The sequence below is a fragment of the Shewanella sp. MF05913 genome (genome assembly GCF_059758095.1).
Genome location: NZ_JCAYNT010000024.1, coordinates 1 through 15,969, shown reverse-complemented (window position 1 = coordinate 15,969; position 15,969 = coordinate 1). Strand labels below are relative to the sequence as shown.

The 15,969-nt window shown below is 40.7% G+C and carries 15 protein-coding genes and 1 other RNA gene; 8 read left to right on the top strand and 8 right to left on the bottom strand.

Going from position 1 to position 15,969, the window contains the following annotated elements:
• Nucleotides 1–4 precede the first annotated feature (4 nt).
• Entirely contained in the window at nt 5–511 is a 507-nt protein-coding gene (locus AC19MV_RS20045; protein WP_498309739.1) for a GNAT family N-acetyltransferase, read from the top strand.
• Nucleotides 512–633: 122 nt separating this feature from the next.
• On the opposite strand, the gene AC19MV_RS20040 is transcribed toward AC19MV_RS20045, so the two are convergent.
• Nucleotides 634–846: a DUF3820 family protein gene (locus AC19MV_RS20040; protein ID WP_188954405.1), complete on the bottom strand. Its 213-nt coding sequence runs from the start codon at nt 844–846 to the stop codon at nt 634–636.
• A gap of 449 nt (nt 847–1,295) precedes the next feature.
• Between AC19MV_RS20040 and AC19MV_RS20035 the strand changes: the two genes are divergently transcribed.
• The 4 genes from AC19MV_RS20035 to AC19MV_RS20020 all read left to right on the top strand — a co-directional run bounded on the left by AC19MV_RS20035 (nt 1,296) and on the right by AC19MV_RS20020 (nt 4,180).
• A complete protein-coding gene (locus tag AC19MV_RS20035; protein WP_432398912.1) occupies nt 1,296–2,042 on the top strand; it encodes an AAA family ATPase in 747 nt (248 codons plus the stop codon).
• Entirely contained in the window at nt 2,002–2,409 is a 408-nt protein-coding gene (locus AC19MV_RS20030) for a hypothetical protein (protein ID WP_498309738.1), read from the top strand. Before AC19MV_RS20035 ends, AC19MV_RS20030 begins: the two co-directional genes overlap by 41 nt.
• Nucleotides 2,410–2,695: 286 nt before the next feature.
• Nucleotides 2,696–3,520 (top strand): M90 family metallopeptidase, encoded by an 825-nt coding sequence (locus AC19MV_RS20025; protein ID WP_498309737.1) that lies wholly within the window; start codon nt 2,696–2,698, stop codon nt 3,518–3,520.
• 54 nt (nt 3,521–3,574) lie between these two features.
• Entirely contained in the window at nt 3,575–4,180 is a 606-nt protein-coding gene (locus tag AC19MV_RS20020) for a nuclear transport factor 2 family protein (RefSeq protein ID WP_498309736.1), read from the top strand.
• A 126-nt stretch (nt 4,181–4,306) separates the two neighbouring features.
• Here the strand turns inward: AC19MV_RS20020 and AC19MV_RS20015 are convergent, their stop codons facing one another.
• From AC19MV_RS20015 to AC19MV_RS19995, 5 genes are all read right to left on the bottom strand, one after another.
• Nucleotides 4,307–5,770, bottom strand: a complete 1,464-nt coding sequence (locus AC19MV_RS20015; RefSeq protein WP_498309735.1) for an HDOD domain-containing protein — start codon at nt 5,768–5,770, stop codon at nt 4,307–4,309.
• A 654-nt stretch (nt 5,771–6,424) separates the two neighbouring features.
• A complete protein-coding gene (aceB, locus tag AC19MV_RS20010; protein ID WP_498309734.1) occupies nt 6,425–8,074 on the bottom strand; it encodes a malate synthase A in 1,650 nt (549 codons plus the stop codon).
• 1,281 nt (nt 8,075–9,355) lie between these two features.
• On the bottom strand, nt 9,356–11,089 hold the full coding sequence (locus tag AC19MV_RS20005) for a tetratricopeptide repeat-containing diguanylate cyclase (protein WP_432398918.1): 1,734 nt from the start codon (nt 11,087–11,089) through the stop codon (nt 9,356–9,358).
• A 48-nt stretch (nt 11,090–11,137) separates the two neighbouring features.
• The gene (locus tag AC19MV_RS20000; protein ID WP_498309733.1) at nt 11,138–11,344 is read right to left on the bottom strand and encodes a hypothetical protein; all 207 of its coding nucleotides are present in this window, start codon (nt 11,342–11,344) and stop codon (nt 11,138–11,140) included.
• A gap of 46 nt (nt 11,345–11,390) precedes the next feature.
• Nucleotides 11,391–12,224 (bottom strand): SAM-dependent methyltransferase, encoded by an 834-nt coding sequence (locus AC19MV_RS19995; protein WP_498309732.1) that lies wholly within the window; start codon nt 12,222–12,224, stop codon nt 11,391–11,393.
• Between the two features lie 871 nt (nt 12,225–13,095).
• Between AC19MV_RS19995 and AC19MV_RS19990 the strand changes: the two genes are divergently transcribed.
• The gene (locus tag AC19MV_RS19990) at nt 13,096–13,599 is read left to right on the top strand and encodes an outer membrane protein assembly factor BamE (RefSeq protein ID WP_498309731.1); all 504 of its coding nucleotides are present in this window, start codon (nt 13,096–13,098) and stop codon (nt 13,597–13,599) included.
• Nucleotides 13,600–13,684: 85 nt separating this feature from the next.
• Here the strand turns inward: AC19MV_RS19990 and AC19MV_RS19985 are convergent, their stop codons facing one another.
• Nucleotides 13,685–14,020, bottom strand: a complete 336-nt coding sequence (locus tag AC19MV_RS19985; RefSeq protein WP_498309730.1) for an RnfH family protein — start codon at nt 14,018–14,020, stop codon at nt 13,685–13,687.
• On the bottom strand, nt 14,013–14,447 hold the full coding sequence (locus tag AC19MV_RS19980; protein ID WP_498309729.1) for an SRPBCC family protein: 435 nt from the start codon (nt 14,445–14,447) through the stop codon (nt 14,013–14,015). The genes AC19MV_RS19985 and AC19MV_RS19980 overlap by 8 nt, the downstream gene beginning before the upstream one ends.
• A 267-nt stretch (nt 14,448–14,714) precedes the next feature.
• On the opposite strand from AC19MV_RS19980, the gene smpB reads away from it, so the two are divergent.
• Entirely contained in the window at nt 14,715–15,203 is a 489-nt protein-coding gene (gene smpB / locus AC19MV_RS19975) for an SsrA-binding protein SmpB (RefSeq protein ID WP_188954380.1), read from the top strand.
• A gap of 145 nt (nt 15,204–15,348) precedes the next feature.
• Nucleotides 15,349–15,704, top strand: a transfer-messenger RNA (tmRNA) gene (ssrA, locus tag AC19MV_RS19970).
• The last annotated feature ends 265 nt before the right edge of the window (nt 15,705–15,969 follow it).

Here is a 15,969-nt window from a genome sequence, read left to right as displayed (position 1 = left end):
TTTTATGGAAAATACACACACATTGCCCTATAAAATTATTGATTTTTCTGCACAGTATGCCGCTCAAGTCAGCCAGTTATATCATGCCGCAGTGCAGCATATTAACCATCCTCGATATCCACAAGCTAAATTAAACGCCTGGTCATCAGCACCACGGTCAAGAAAATTTTGGCAATTGAGATACCAACGCAATCGCGCTTGGCTAGCCGTGAATGACCAGCAAGAAGTCGTGGGATTTATTAGTGTTGAAACTCACTTTAGCCAACAAGGTTATATAGACTGCTTATATGTTGCGCCAACAAGCCAACATCAAGGTATCGCTCGTGCACTGTATAAAACATTAGTGCTCTGGGCAATGCAACAACAGTATTCCCACTTGAGTGTCGACGCGTCATATTTGTCTAAAACATTGTTTGAAACAAATGGCTTTGCACTTAAACAAGTCAGTTATCAGCAAAAACGCGGCCAAACGTTTACCGGCTTTTACATGAAAAAACGATTAATAGACTAGATACATTAATAGACTAGATACTCGGGCGGACTTCGTCCTGCTAGGGTCGCTTCGCTGCTATGATTTTATAGCATCTAACCGCGCAGCGTTCTAGTTGCTAGGGTTTTTCGTTAATTCGCTTGTCAGCGCTTTAACAGGGGTTGCAACATTTCTTCTAAGCCATTGAGTTTCACTTCATACATTAGCGCTAATTGCTCACCAAGCTTGCCCGCAGGAAAACCTTTGGAATGAAACCACACTAAATAAGGCTCAGGCAGCTGCAACAACTTTCGCCCAGCATATTTACCAAAAGGCATGGTTTGGTTTATCGCTTCGAGTAATTGTTGCTCATTCATGATTCGGGTTCCAAAAATAGCTAACATATGCATAAATTATATCACGCCGTTTTTAAAAATAAGTGGAATTTTACCTCGCACCCACTTATATCGATTTGAAATAAACAAAGTTATTAAGTGACGTAAAATGCATATAGTGCTTAACGACAGGCAAATTTAACCACCTGTAAAAGCTGACAAGTAAAGACTCAATACGCACATTATCAGCCTAAGTGTTTATACCATTTAACTTTTCAGTAACATTGACGCACATAACCAATTAACGTCAACTTTTTGCCATACTCCCTCTTTTTGTCAAAAAAACATCTTGATGACTTTTATGAAAAAACGTCAAAAATCAGCTAATTGACGAAATCATCCTGAGAACATAAAGTGAAGATAAGCATTAGATTTGGCCATAGTTTACTCTTACTCATTTAGGGTATGGCCCGATAAAGAGGACAGTGTCGATGATCATACTAGTCGGTGGAGAAAAAGGCGGTAGCGGTAAAAGTTGTCTGGCACAAAACATTGCCGTGTTTCTTACAACAGAGGCTCAAGCCAGTGTCATTATGGTGGACTGCGATCCACAACGCACGACATCGGACTGGATCCAGGCGCGAAACAATAACCCAGACTTAGCCACCATCAATTGTGTGCAGCTCTATGGAAAAATTCGTAATGACTTGCTCAGTTTAGAGCAACACTACGACTATGTGATTGTCGATTGTGGCGGCCAAGACAATCTTGCATTACGCGCATCCATGTCAGTTGCATCGCATGTGTTAATGCCATTACGACCAAAACGTCGCGATTTAAAAACCGTCAGCCACATGGATGACATCGTTTCAACTTGCTTAATGATAAACCCTAAAATGAAGGCCTCTTTTGTCATTACTCAGTGCCCTAGTTTGCCCAATCAAGCAGGTCGAATTATTGAAGCTAAAGATGTCTGCCGCACCTATAACATCAATGTGCTTGATGCGATTAATTACTGCCGTAACATTTATGATGACAGCGAAGAGTCAGGCTTGTCGGTATTTGAAATAGAACCCGATGGCAAAGCAACAGAAGAAATGCGCAGCATTGCATGTGAGCTATTGGGTATTACTGATGCAAAACAGCTTATTGAACAACACAACAATGTGTCTAACGAAACGACATTGAGAGGAAATTATGGGACTAGCCGATCTCAAGAAAAACGCTTCGTTATGTAAAACAGAGCGGCCCATTACAGTATCAATAGATGACTTTATTGCCGCTGCTGACTTATACGCGGCGGGCAAACCAACATCTCTCAATTCAGATAAAGGTCTGCGCAATAACCTGCAGGTTGAACCGACAAATGTGGTTGATTTTTTACAACGAAAATACCCTAATCAACCACAAGCAATACCTAAAATGAACAGTAGCAAACCATTTAAACGCTGTACATACACGTTAAGCGAATCGGCAATAGATCAACTCACGCAACTTAGCCAACAAGGCAATATTGCTAAATCAAAGTTGATCAGACAATTAATCAGCCACTATTTTTCACTCACGCCCGAGCAACAAAAATGTATTGACGCTCACTTAGGTTAATCTTATTCGTTAATGAGTACTATCCCCACCCTTTGGCTGGCAGCAAATATCCGAACGATATTTGTTTGCCAGTTCTTTTATATTCATCATCGCTCTGTCGTTAGCACTCAACGCCTCACAAACGCTGATAAAAAGCCGTACGCAAATCCATAAGCTATGATCTCAATCACGACTTAAACAGCGTCCTAAACAACAGCCTAAACAGCTGTATTAAATTGGCAAACTTGAATTTAACGCTAACCTCCCCCATACATAGACTATGTAGATTTATTTTTAGGTTAACTTTATGGTTGCGATTGTCTTTGTCGTGTTTATAGCAATATTTGCAATCGCCTGGATTGGCAGTAGTCGTTGGCGTAAACAACGTCAACGTCAGCAAATTACAGCTCAGCCATTCCCGAATGCATGGCGCGCAATACTTAAAGCTCGCTTTCCATACTTTAAAGCCATGCCAACAGATTTACAGTTACAACTCAAAAAGCACATTCAAGTGTTTATCGCTGAAAAACAATTTGTCGGTTGCAGTGGCTTTATCATCAATGACGAAGTTAAGGTCACCATTGCCGCCCAAGCCTGTTTATTACTGCTCAATCGTCAAACAGATTACTACCCCAAATTAAAACAGATTTTGGTGTACCCAGCGGCCTTTATTGTAGAACAAAACCGCACAGACATTGCAGGAGTTCAGTCAACTCAACGTAATGTATTGTTAGGAGAATCCTGGGAGTATGGCAAGGTCGTATTATCGTGGAACAGCACTGTTGAAGGCGCAGCAGATCCGTTTGATGGTAGTAATGTGGTTATTCACGAGTTTGCACATCAACTCGACCAGGAAGATGGCACTGCCAATGGGGCGCCACCATTAACTGACATTACCGCTTACCGTTCTTGGTCACAAACGCTAGGCGAAGAATTTAAACAACTTCAGCATTGCGCAGTGCATCAGAAACCGTCATTATTTAACTATTATGGCGCAACCAATCCAGCAGAGTTTTTTGCGGTTATTAGCGAAACCTTTTTTGAACGTCCTGCGGAGTTTTACCAACAACACCAAAAACTATATAAAGAACTCAGTCAGTTTTATCACTTAGATCCAATCCATTGGCATTAACACAAACCCACAATAAATCACAGCGAGAATGGCATTAACAACGTAAGGAATATTATGCAATCAATTATTCACCGACTTGGCTTTATCGCCATGTTAGTTACCACAGCTGCAGCTTTCGACTTACACGCAACAGAAGCGAATGACTTAACAACGGATCATACTCAAACAGAACCTAAAAATGCGGCAGTGAGTCAGCAAGTGAGCTCTGAAAGCCAAGCCGTTATAAAAGATCTCAACAATGTACCAGATATTGAAGATAGCCAAGGCTTGTCAGAAGAAGACCGTCAAGAAGTTAGCGCGCTGTTAAACAAACTGCATGAAAGTGCAGCGGTAGCCGATTGGAGTAGTTATTTCAGCTTGTATCACCCACAAGCGGTATTTATTGGTACTGATGATTCAGAGCGTTGGAATATGGTCGAATTTGAACGCTATGCAAAGCCTACAAAAGGTTGGCACTATGAACTTCAATCTCGTCATTTACTCCAAATAGACGATACGATTTTATTTGACGAGCAACTGTTTAGCCCAGCTTATGGCGTAAGCCGAGGTACTGGCGCTTTAGTCCACACGGAACAAGGCTGGAAAATCGCCCAATACCATTTAAGTTTTCCTATTCCTAATGAGAAAGCTAAACGTATCACCAGCTTGATTATGCAGTAATGATCTAAAATATTGAATCGAAAAAAAAGAGATGGCCATTGGTCATCTCTTTTTTTATATATACCCAATCAACTTGAAGATACGAGTTTCACAGCTTCAGGTTGATTGGGTATAAAGCTAACCACATTAACTCATCGACACAGCAAAACAGACATTAGCTAACTGGCAAAAATGGGTAAAGCTGTCATTGTCTTGTGGCTCAAAATGGCGAGCGGTGCCATGCCTGTCAGCATAAAATAAACCAAGCACTTTATTACCAATGGCTAACGGTGCAATCAAAAAACCAAACGAGGATAATTTTTCTACAAGCGCATCATCAACTTGCACTTTGCAATCTTGCGAAGAAGGCGCGTTAATCCAAATACTGCGTTTTTGTTCAATACATTGACTAAACACAGATTGAGGATCATTGAGTTCAATCACAAAAGCTTGTTTAAGCATCTCAGCATCGTCCCCCATCATTACCCGAGGTTGCAGTAATTTACGGCTTGGCGATAACAACAACACCCCACATCGATCGACTCCCACTCCCGTTAAAATGCCTTCCAGTGCTGTTTGCATAATTTGATTAAAATCAGTTTTCACCACAGCATACTGAGTCAACTGTCGTAACTTGCTGAGTTGATATCCTTGATCCGTTTGACGAACAATGACTTCTTCGACAGGTGTTTCGATACAATCAACTATGCGGCTCGGTTCAGGTAAATATGACACAATCGCTTTCGCACCATATTCAACCGCCAGTTTGTGGGTCATTTCATTACAATGAATTATCCGTTTAGTGATTTCTTCGACACTCACATCTAGCATTTCGGCGGCTTGAGTTAATCTTTTTTGTAATTCTTTGGGATCAGAATAAGCTTGTGATAATACTTCCGAAAGTTTGTCTGCCAAAAATATGCAACGTATTTCAGGCATACGTTCGTCAGGTTGGGCCAAGGATTTCAACAAAACCTCTCCTAATCCCCAACTTCGGGCTATCCCTTGAGTAAGCTGGATAAAGGACGTGCCTAACTCAGCCCTAATTGCTGCGTTTTGATCTACTTTGTTATCAATATGGGCTAACTTAAGGTCAAGATTCTCAGTAATATCGCCCCCCATACTCCAAAAAGCGCTCTCGCCAATGCGGTATAACAACGAGGCAATAAACACTTCTTCGCGTAAAGATTCACCGCGATCGCTCATCATCATCCGCGCCAACATCGCAGCTTGAAATGACTGGGCCATCAACTTTAACAAACGCTGGTATACGCCTTCAGACAGGTGCTTATTTTCTAAAAGACTAGTGAGAAGTTTTGCGGTAATACAAATATTGCGGATAGTATCAAAACCCAACACAACGGCTGCACGACTAACCGTAGAAACCTGATTAATGCCTTTATTATAAATAGCACTGTTAGCCACCCGTAAAATACGTGAGGTTAAGGCGTTATCATGCATTACACTGCGACCGAGCAACGCCAATGAAGACACATCATCTTTGGCGAGTTTCTCTAAGTCACGCACCGTTGAGCATAACGCGGGCATTTCTTGATCACTGATACGTTTAGTCCAGTAATCGGCCCCTTTTGACTGAGTTGTGGGTTTCAATAATTAACCTAAAATAATTAACCTAAAATAATTAACCTAAAATAATTAACCTAAAAATAACAATTGTAAATTTTAGTATACTCAATTTTGTTCAACTATCGTGTACTGTTTATGCTTTATTGTACTCATCTCTAAAAAAATCACGTAATTGAACATTGAAAGTTTATTTTATATACACTTTAATAAAATGAGCGCAAAAAAAACGGCTCATCAGAGCCGCAATCACAAATTCGTGGTTGGGAAAGCTTACGGGTAGGAAGTACCCAAACAATTAAAATCAACAACTAAGCAATTGCTTATGATCTAACAGATTGGATAAAAATCCCGTGCGACCTGTAGGTGAGCCGCACGGGGTTACAATAGCCACAAAGTGGCTAAACTTGTAAAACGGTTGAGCTAACGATTAACACTGTTGTTCTTCAGTAGAAACCGTTAATGCGGTGACTGATGACGTCCTCCACGGAATGCAGGTAGTAACCTGGCCAAAGTAACCGGTGCCCACTTCTTGCAGATGCGATACGAATGCATTTGTGGTTGACGAGTTAATTGTGTCGTCATAGTGGCGCTCCTTCCTGACTCAATAAATAGGCAAAGTGAATATCTTCGACCTTGCGCTATGCGCTCTTTACTAATAAATGGGTCAATAAGCCGTCTTTACGCAGTTAACAGTTCGTAACCAGGTAAAGTTAAAAAGTCGACTAGCTCATCTGAGGTAGTAATTTGTTCAAATAACGCAGCCGCTTGTGTAAATTGACCGGCATTAAATCGTTCACTGCCGAGCTCTTTTTTCACGTTAGCTGTTTCTTGTTTCAACATGTCTTTAAATAAATCTTTAGTGACCAACTTACCGTTTGATAATGTTTTATGGTGCTTTATCCATTGCCAGATAGACGTTCTTGATATCTCAGCCGTTGCGGCATCTTCCATCAGGCCATAAATCGGTACACATCCATTACCTTGGATCCACGCTTCGATATACTGAAGTGCTATACGAATGTTTAAACGCATGCCTTCTTCAGTGCGTTCACCTGCGCAGGTTTCTAACAACTCACTGGCTAAAATTGGCGCGTCTACGTCGCGGGTAATGTGCAATTGATTGGTTTTGTCGCCGCCGATGTAATCGTTAAAAATCTGCATTGCGGTATCGGCTAAACCCGGGTGTGCAACCCACGTTCCGTCATGACCATTGCGCGCTTCTAATTCTTTGTCACCACGTACTTTTTGCAATACTTTGGCATTGGTTTCTTCATCTTTAGCAGGAATAAAGGCCGCCATGCCTCCCATGGCTAATGCACCACGCTTATGGCAGGTTTTGATCAGTAAGCGGGAATATGCACTTAAAAACTTAGTGTCCATGGTCACGGCTTGACGATCTGGCAATACTCGGTCTGGATAATTTTTTAATGTTTTGATGTAGCTAAAAATGTAGTCCCAGCGACCGCAATTAAGCGCCACGATGTTTGAGCGAAGCTCATATAGAATCTCTTCCATCTCAAATACGGCAGGTAGCGTTTCAATTAAACAGGTACATTTAATCGTGCCTGGCTTTAAGCAAAAACGTTCTTCTACGAAGGCAAAGACCTTTGCCCACCAACGCGCTTCAACATGGCTTTCTAACTTAGGAATATAAAAGTACGGTCCAGAGTTTTTAGCTAATAATTGGCGATAGTTGTGATAAAAATACATCGCAAAATCAACAAGCCCGCCAGGGATAGGGCTGCCTTTATAAAGCACATGTTTTTCAATTAAATGCAGGCCACGAACACGGGCTATTAACACGGCTGGATCGGGGTGAAGTGAATACTGCTTACCCGTTTCTGGCGCTGTAAACGAAATATCGCCATTAACCGCATCACGAAGGTTAATTTGTCCTTCAACTACTTTTTGCCAGCTCGGTGCTAATGAATCTTCAAAATCTGCCATAAACACTTTTGCGTTAGCATTTAAGGCATTAATAATCATTTTGCGATCGACTGGACCGGTGATTTCCACACGACGGTCAGTTAAATCTTCAGGCATGCCACGGATAGTCCAATTGCCATCACGAATAGCACGGGTCTCAAGTAAAAAGTCAGGCAGTTCGCCATTATCAATGCGCGCTTGCTTTTGCTTACGCTTCATTAATAACTCTGGCACTTCAGCAGCAAATGTTGCACACAACGAGTTTAAAAAAGCCACAGCACCTGAGTTGAAAACATCTTGCTGACCTTCTATTACAGGGCCTACAAAGGTAATGTCGGTGGCTGCCGAGTCATCTGTTGATGTGGTCTTATTATATTGAGCTACCAACTGTTCTGCCGTCATATATGGCCCCCTAAGTGCTGCATCGTTTTGTTTGTGATGACTCATCAGTAACAACATCTGTGTTTGCATTTAATCGCAACATGTTGTCTGTTACCCCAATTGAGCCAAGGTCCAACGGTGCTGATTAATGTTCAAACTCAATCTCAGTTATTACTTTTTTACTTAATCATTTATCGCGACAAACAAAACGTTCAAATGTCTGCTTCGAACTAAAAATTAACCAAAAACATTTGTAATTGCAACAGTTTGAATTTAACCAAAGCCTTTATCTCCTCTCGAAAATATCGCTAAAAAACCGCTAAAATCAACATAAAAATAAAATGCAAGCATTTGATAAATAAGGATTTAAATATTTAGAGTTAATAATCTAAATCATATTTTATTAATTCATCTTACCAATTTACCAAGAAATACATTTGGTAAAAATCAATGTAATAAAGCTACTACCTGTAAACATTTAATTACTAAACTTCAGTCTAAATAAGAAAGTAGAACAATTTGATTACGTTTTGAGCTTACCTATAGGTAAGGATTAATTTTTCATACTAAACATAATCTTAACAATTAAGCATACAAACCATAATTTAAACGATCGTTTTAATATTACGTTTACGTAAACGAGACCAGCGAAAGATTGAGATCAACTAAAAAGATGAGTTACGTCACCCGATCAACAAGAATTGATAGATTGGTTTCTTGCAAAATAAATGCATTTATTTTCAAAAAAGTGATAAAAACGTCATTAATGGTGCATTTAAGATGATAATTTGCTTAGAAATGGTGCAGGTGATTGAGCTGACGAAAGGTAAATTCGACAAGATGAATTTGATCATGGGTTTGGATAAACGCCAAATGACTCTCTTAACGCAACGCTTATATCGCAATATTGATTGATATAGCAATATACAGGGTATTTATCTGCTTTTCTGTCGACGATGTTGCATGCGAATACGCTTTCTTTGTCGATAATAAATCAACGTCATTGATGCATAATTCGAATGCATAATTCGGATGAATAATACTGCACAAGGGAACAGCACATGCACCAAATGAGACGTTTAACGACGCTTAGTGATTAGCTCAAAGGATTAGCTCAAAGGATTAGCTCAAAAGATTGGCTATAGCAGATTTGCACGACAGAAATAACATGATGAAGAATAAGCATAATAAATAAGATGATAAGTTGATATTAAGAGCTAGCCCTAAGCTCACCGAATTTGCGAAAGAGATGTCACCGCAGTAACGAATTGATGCTTAAGCATAAGGATAGATCAAGCGGGATTAATTTGAAAATAAACGAGTCGGCTTTGCCATTGATTCGTTGTAGCAAACAACACAGTTACGGCCATTATGTTTTGCGCTATAAAGGGCGACATCTGCACGTTGAATGAGTGGATCAAGGCTTAGGTCGTCTTTAGTCGCTGTGCTAACGCCACTACTCACTGTGATGGTGAAGTCGTGTCCTGAGTAACGGGTATTAATGCCTAATAATTCAATACGCACACGTTCTGCAAACTCTGCTGCTGCGGCTTGATCTTGCTTGGGCATAAAAATAGCAAACTCCTCTCCCCCCATTCGAGTAAAGATATCATTTGGCCGTATCATCGCTTCAATCACAGAGGTGACTTTTTTGAGGGTCCAATCTCCTGTTGCATGACCAAATTGATCATTGATGTTTTTAAATAAATCTAAATCCATCAGCAATACAGAAAACGGTTCGTTAATCGTTTGCGCCTCGACAAACTCGTTTTCAGCTAATTCCTGGCCAGTTCGGCGGTTGTAAATCCCGGTTAGCCCATCACGCTGAGCTTGCTTCATAAATTGATTACGTTGCAGCCATGCTGAGATCAGCAGCAATAGCAACCCTACAGAAACACCCACCAATAAGGTCGAAAACATAATTGATGAACTTTTATCTTTCATGAATAAATCTTTCTGCTGTACCAGTAATTCATGATCTTGCATCAAACTATTGTTTTCGCGATTTTTCTCAACACTGTCAAAACGCGCCATTTGATAGGCGTTTTCCTTTACTTTTTGTTCGTTTAATATCTGCAGGCTCAATGCATTTGCCACCACTTGATATTGATAAGCTTTATCAAATTGACCTTGCTTACCTGCCACTAATGACAGCGCTTCATTCACGCGCTTTTTCACTAACCAATTATTTGGCGCTATAGGCAGCTGATTGACTTTGTCGGCAAAGAATTTGGCTTGCTGAAAACGGCCTAAATAAAAATAAGTCATGCCTAGATATGAATGAATTTCATTAATTTCGACTTCAAACTTAAACTTTTGATAACCTTCTAGTGAGGTTAATAATAACGATTCAGCCTGGAGATAATCTTCTTTTTCATAAGCCACTATGCCTCGGCCTTTAACCGACATAACGGCAATAAGCGGAAAACCTTGTTCGGCACAATATTGCTCTGTATCGCTAAAAAGGCTCGATGCTTGTTCAAGCTGCTTTAAACGCAAATGGGCCACTGAATAATACAACATCGAATAACATTGATTTTTAGGGTTTTTGCCTTGATTCAGATCCAGCGCTAATCGCGAAATACGTAACATTTCGTCGTACGCTTCTAATTCTAAATAGACATTTAGTAGGCGATTGTAAGTAGCAATTTTAATGCTATTGTCTTGGTAGTTATGTATGCGGGCTAAATTAATCTCTAGTTGGGTAAACGCTTGCTTGTAATCTTTAAGCCCTATGCTGGCAGTGACTTTGTATAAGTAAATCCGCGTTAAAATATCGTCAGGCGGATTAAAAGATAGCGCTTTTTCTAATGCGATATCGGCGTCGTTATACTCTGCTAAATACAGGTGCTTAACGCTTATCAGCATATAGAGGCGACTTTTTTGACTACTCGACAACGTTGCTTCATGGCTTAATACCGAATTAAGTTTAACAATCGCACTTTGGGTGTCGGTATGCATAAAACTTTCAGCGGTATCAAGCTCTGTATCTATTTCGTCTGCATGAGTTATCACCGCGCTACTTAAAAGCAACACGGTAACAATCCATTTAATGCAAAAGCGAATCAGCAATGTGCCTACCTACTATGGTGTTGTGATTATCTGGAACATCTGCATCTCATCGTCTCCGGCTAATTGACGAATAAGGGCTTTATCTCCAGACATCACAGCAGCGATTTCTTCATCGGTAATGCCATTGGCTTTCATCACGCCTCGCGGATCTTGTTGATAAGCTTCTAACAATGCGGCATCGGTGCCTAATTGAGTAAAAAATTGACTTAAGTTCGACATATCATGTCCTTAATTATAAATTTATTATGTGACACTAAAATGTTTTTCATCCGAGATCGGTCTCAGTTATTGCTAATTTCGCAAGCATTTCATGGTTAAGCCTCAGTGGTTGGCTTGGTGGAATAAGCAACGTACTGATGGTCGTTAATTGAACACCCGCTAATTCACCCAACTTAATTCTTTCTATGCGAGGTGCTTGTACCGCTAAATTTGCCGCTTCATAGATAACCACGTCATGATCAAGCGAATACCACTGCGTTAAGTGTTCAACCAATATCTGCATTCTTGCTTTTGTTGTACCAAATTGCGTTAATGTATGTTCTCCAGCCAGCGCAATTTGCCACAACACAAGATGCGCACACGTATCGGGTACATGTTGATACAGCATAAATTGGGTGGCTTCATAACTTTGATGACCACTACTGCCAGGATCTATCCCAAGGTCTGCCCATAAACAAGCTTCTGCTGAAACACCCGCGAGCATTTTTGCACTAAAACCTAGCTTTTTTGTTTGTGCAATGGCCATATGGGACACACAGGAAAACACCCCAGGATGCCCATACAAAGCGCATACCACTATTTTATTGGCGCGTACTTCAACTAACATAGCATCAACCATTTGCTGATAACTATCACGTCGATTTTTAATTTCACCCGCTTGCGCGTAATAAAGTTGTAACGAACGAACATCATCATTAAGTGTCGCCAACCACCTGTCGGTAAAACCATCTGGTACCAACGAAAACACCACATCAGCAAGCTGAATGTAACTGACGCTTAGTCGGCCTATTTGTCCTGCAAGTTGTATCCCTGTGCCGACACAAATTAATTGACCGCTTTTTACCGATTCGCTTGATGTGTCTGGTGGCTCTATTATCATTGTGCCATCTTATTTAATTGATGAATAACACTATTTTAACGCTACTAGCATTAATGCCAGCAATAGGGCCTGTTGATCTTTCAAGGTTGTTTTTGCAGCGAATTGCTGGCCATTTTTACAAGGCAGAGACTTTGAGGTGTAGTTATTCTACATAAGAAGTCGATAACGCCGCAAAAATGGCCAACAAACGCTGCCCGAAGGGTTCGGCTAAAAACGTTTTACTCTTTGTTGAATGACTCTTTGTAAATAAAGAGTTGCTTAGATGTCTAGGCATCAATCCATTCGCCTCGATTAAAACGTTTTTAACTCGAACAAAATTCAACCAGTAAAGATCAAAAGGCCCTAGCACTACTGTTTAAATTAAACACTTTAATGACTATTTACCAACATTACTACAACACGATGGTGTAAATATCGTCAGTATAACGACAACACCCAGTTAGAGACGGTGTGATATGTTGCGAGCGCGCCATATTTCTGTGATGGTCAAGTATTCCTCGACAAGATTGAAATAGCATCATTTAAAAATTAAGATTGAAACTCAACTGGTGTTGGGCTAATACCATTTCGCATTAAGTAAGTGATCACTCAGAATGCGTCCAGCGGTTTTTGATTAAAGCGTCGCTATGATGTAATGATTGTTCCCATTCAAATAGCGAAAACACAGAGCGAAAGCGGCTAAGGTATTCCTTTCAGGAGAGTGTTAATCGCAATATTGTTTTAAATGAGCTTTTCTGGTCATTTAATTGACAAAAAAAGGAACTTACGCCCAGATATTCACTCAAAGCCACAACATCTTCTAATCGGCCCTTGTCAGCATAGGGACAGCTTGGGTATGATGACCGACAGAATTTAGGAAGTAGCGCAGACAATGATAAACAAAAAACAAAGTCTTACCCTTGTAAGCGCAGTAGCGCTTTCACTATCTATGAGCGGATGCAGCGTTTTCGATTGGCTAATTTATAAGCCTGATATTCCGCAAGGTAACTACATGGAAACGCAACAAGTTGAAAAACTGCGCGTGGATATGTCCAAAGAACAAACTGAATATATTTTAGGGCGTCCTGTTTTACGCGACAGTTTTTCTGACGACACTTGGTACTATGTGTACCACTTTAAAAGTGGCCGTAATGCAAAAATCACTCATAAAGAACTCATCGTTCATTTTACCGGTGATAAAATCTCTAGCGTAACAGGCGATTACGATTTAAGTAACGAGTTCAGTACTCCACTTGAGTTGAGCACTTTACCGTCGGTAAACGAGGCTGATTTACAGCCGTTATTGCCTGAAGTGCGTCCAGACGCAAAACCTCTCGTTGAAGAAAAACGTCCTACGTTGACCAATCAACCAGAAAAAACCAACGAGCCAGATTAATTCTTAATCCGCGCCGACAAAAAAGCAGAATCAACTGATTCTGCTTTTTATATCTGCAATAAAATCGAAAGTGAACGTACTTCGATTAACTGACCTTAGCACCGGTAATTTTATTAATCCGGCCTTCATCTTTCGCTTTCTCGGCACGTTTACGACGCACGTCTTTAGGATCGGCAATCAAAGCGCGGTATATTTCAACACGTTGCCCAGGCACGAGCACTTCATCGTGTTTTGCCGCTCGGCTGAAGGTCCCCAGCTTAACGTCATCAAGGTTTATTTCAGGAAAAAACTTCACAATATTACTTTGAACCACCGCTTCAATGAACGTTGTGCCCGCGGTAACCATTGTTGTGATGATTTTTTGCTGCTTTGGTAAGGCATAAATGACATCCACGGCAAATTGTTCTGTTTCACTAGTCACGATAAATTACCTTTGCTCTTTCGGTAAATGCCATCACCATCGACGACATTAACTCTTTAAAAACTTTACCAAATGCCATATCAACTAACCTATTTGAAAATTCAAAGTCTAAGTCAAACTCAACTTTACAGGCTTCGTCAGTTAATTCAGTAAACTGCCATAATCCATGCATATACTTAAAAGGACCGTTTTCAAGCTCAAGAGAAATCGTTTTTGCCTCTACAATCTGGTTGCGCGTCGTAAAGGTTTTACTGATCCCAGCCTTACTCACATCAACAGATGCCACCATGGTTTTACCGTCAAACTCTAGCACCTTCCCCCCTACACAGCCGGGTAAAAAAGCATGGTACGACTCAACATCATTGACTAAATCATACATTTCTTTAGCACTAAACCTAACCAGCATACTTTTGGCAATCTTGGGCATCTGACATCACTATAGTAAAAACAATGTGTGGATTTTATCACGTTACACAAAAAAGGCATCCGCCTTGATGTTAAATCGCGTGGGAAATAACACAATCGTTAAGAAACTGGGTATAATCGTTGATATATCAAAAATCTCCCCCATATCTTTTATATCAATGGTGTTAATTTAAAACATTAATATAATAGCGTTTATTAAATGGGCTAACTGCTGACTGTCAGCTCGCTCTGTTAAAGAGTGATAGCGACATTCACTACGGTAAATACAATGGTAAAGAAAAAAACAGCAAATGCCTCAGCAAGCATCGCACGCAACAAGCGCGCGACCTTTGAATACCGCATCGAAGACAAAGTCGAAGCGGGATTGCAGCTGATGGGCTGGGAAGTTAAGTCTATCCGTATGGGTAAAGTTAACTTATCAGACTGTTACGTATACATTAAAGAAGGCGAAGCCTTTATGCATGGTTGTACAATTCAACCACTGAATACGGCATCTACCCACGTAATATGTGACCCAATCAGAACCAAAAAACTGCTACTAAAGCGCAGTGAAATTGACAAACTTGCCGGTTTAATTGAACGTCAAGGCTACACCTTAGTGCCATTATCAATGTACTGGCGCAAAGGCGCTTGGGTAAAAGTTGAGATTGGCTTAGGTAAGGGTAAAAAAGATCACGACAAACGTGAAGACACGAAAGAACGCGAATGGAAAATTGAAAAAGCACGCGTAATGAAAAAAGACAAAGAAAACGCTTAATCTCGTCAGTAGGCTGCACAAACAATTAAAACAGATAAGTTGTTATTGAACATAGGCCTATAACGAACAGATAGTGAACAAACGATTATATTTTGTTAATGGACACTAGGTATTCGTCCAACAACACGTTATGATTAACTCAATTGGGGGCGATTCTGGATTCGACAGGATTCACGAAACCCAAGGAGCATGTCGAGGGGCGGTTGGCCTCGTAAAAAGCCGCACCGTTATAGTTGCAAACGACTCTAACTACTCTCTAGCAGCTTAGGCTAGCTAGCCATCACCCACACGTTTCGCACGTGGACAGTGGATTCTGATGGTCATATTACAGTGTGCTAGCGAGGGAACTCCGTCCGGGGGTGAACCGCGAAACAGTACCGGACTCACCAAGTAGCATCCTGTCTTTCGGAGACTGCTTGGTTAAATAAAAGAGAGACTAAACATGTAGTGCCGAGGATGTAGGCTTTCTGGACGCGGGTTCAAGTCCCGCCGCCTCCACCAATTTATAGAAGGGCTTAGCAGCAATGCTAAGCCCTTTTTGTTTGTCTAATGGCGACAAAGTGGCGACAGCCACAAAATGTTCAAACTTCGTTTGAAATAGGATCGCAAGGTTCCCCCCTGCACGGGCCAAAAGGGGATTGATGTGGTCAAGTAAATCTGTACACAAACAAGAGTTGTGCTTTAAGCAGCATTTTCAGCTGCTGTTGGGGTCATATAATTATTATAACTATGCCCACGTTTTGTATTGTAGTGCTTCAATATATAC

Coding starts and splice junctions, on each gene's coding strand:
- AC19MV_RS19980 (WP_498309729.1), bottom strand. CDS start 14,447: ATGCCCAAGATTGCCAAAAGTATGCTGGTTAGGTTTAGTGCTAAAGAA.
- AC19MV_RS20025 (WP_498309737.1), top strand. CDS start 2,696: ATGGTTGCGATTGTCTTTGTCGTGTTTATAGCAATATTTGCAATCGCC.
- smpB (WP_188954380.1), top strand. CDS start 14,715: ATGGTAAAGAAAAAAACAGCAAATGCCTCAGCAAGCATCGCACGCAAC.
- AC19MV_RS20020 (WP_498309736.1), top strand. CDS start 3,575: ATGCAATCAATTATTCACCGACTTGGCTTTATCGCCATGTTAGTTACC.
- AC19MV_RS20035 (WP_432398912.1), top strand. CDS start 1,296: ATGATCATACTAGTCGGTGGAGAAAAAGGCGGTAGCGGTAAAAGTTGT.
- AC19MV_RS19995 (WP_498309732.1), bottom strand. CDS start 12,224: ATGATAATAGAGCCACCAGACACATCAAGCGAATCGGTAAAAAGCGGT.
- AC19MV_RS20000 (WP_498309733.1), bottom strand. CDS start 11,344: ATGTCGAACTTAAGTCAATTTTTTACTCAATTAGGCACCGATGCCGCA.
- AC19MV_RS20045 (WP_498309739.1), top strand. CDS start 5: ATGGAAAATACACACACATTGCCCTATAAAATTATTGATTTTTCTGCA.
- aceB (WP_498309734.1), bottom strand. CDS start 8,074: ATGACGGCAGAACAGTTGGTAGCTCAATATAATAAGACCACATCAACA.
- AC19MV_RS19990 (WP_498309731.1), top strand. CDS start 13,096: ATGATAAACAAAAAACAAAGTCTTACCCTTGTAAGCGCAGTAGCGCTT.
- AC19MV_RS20040 (WP_188954405.1), bottom strand. CDS start 846: ATGAATGAGCAACAATTACTCGAAGCGATAAACCAAACCATGCCTTTT.
- AC19MV_RS20030 (WP_498309738.1), top strand. CDS start 2,002: ATGGGACTAGCCGATCTCAAGAAAAACGCTTCGTTATGTAAAACAGAG.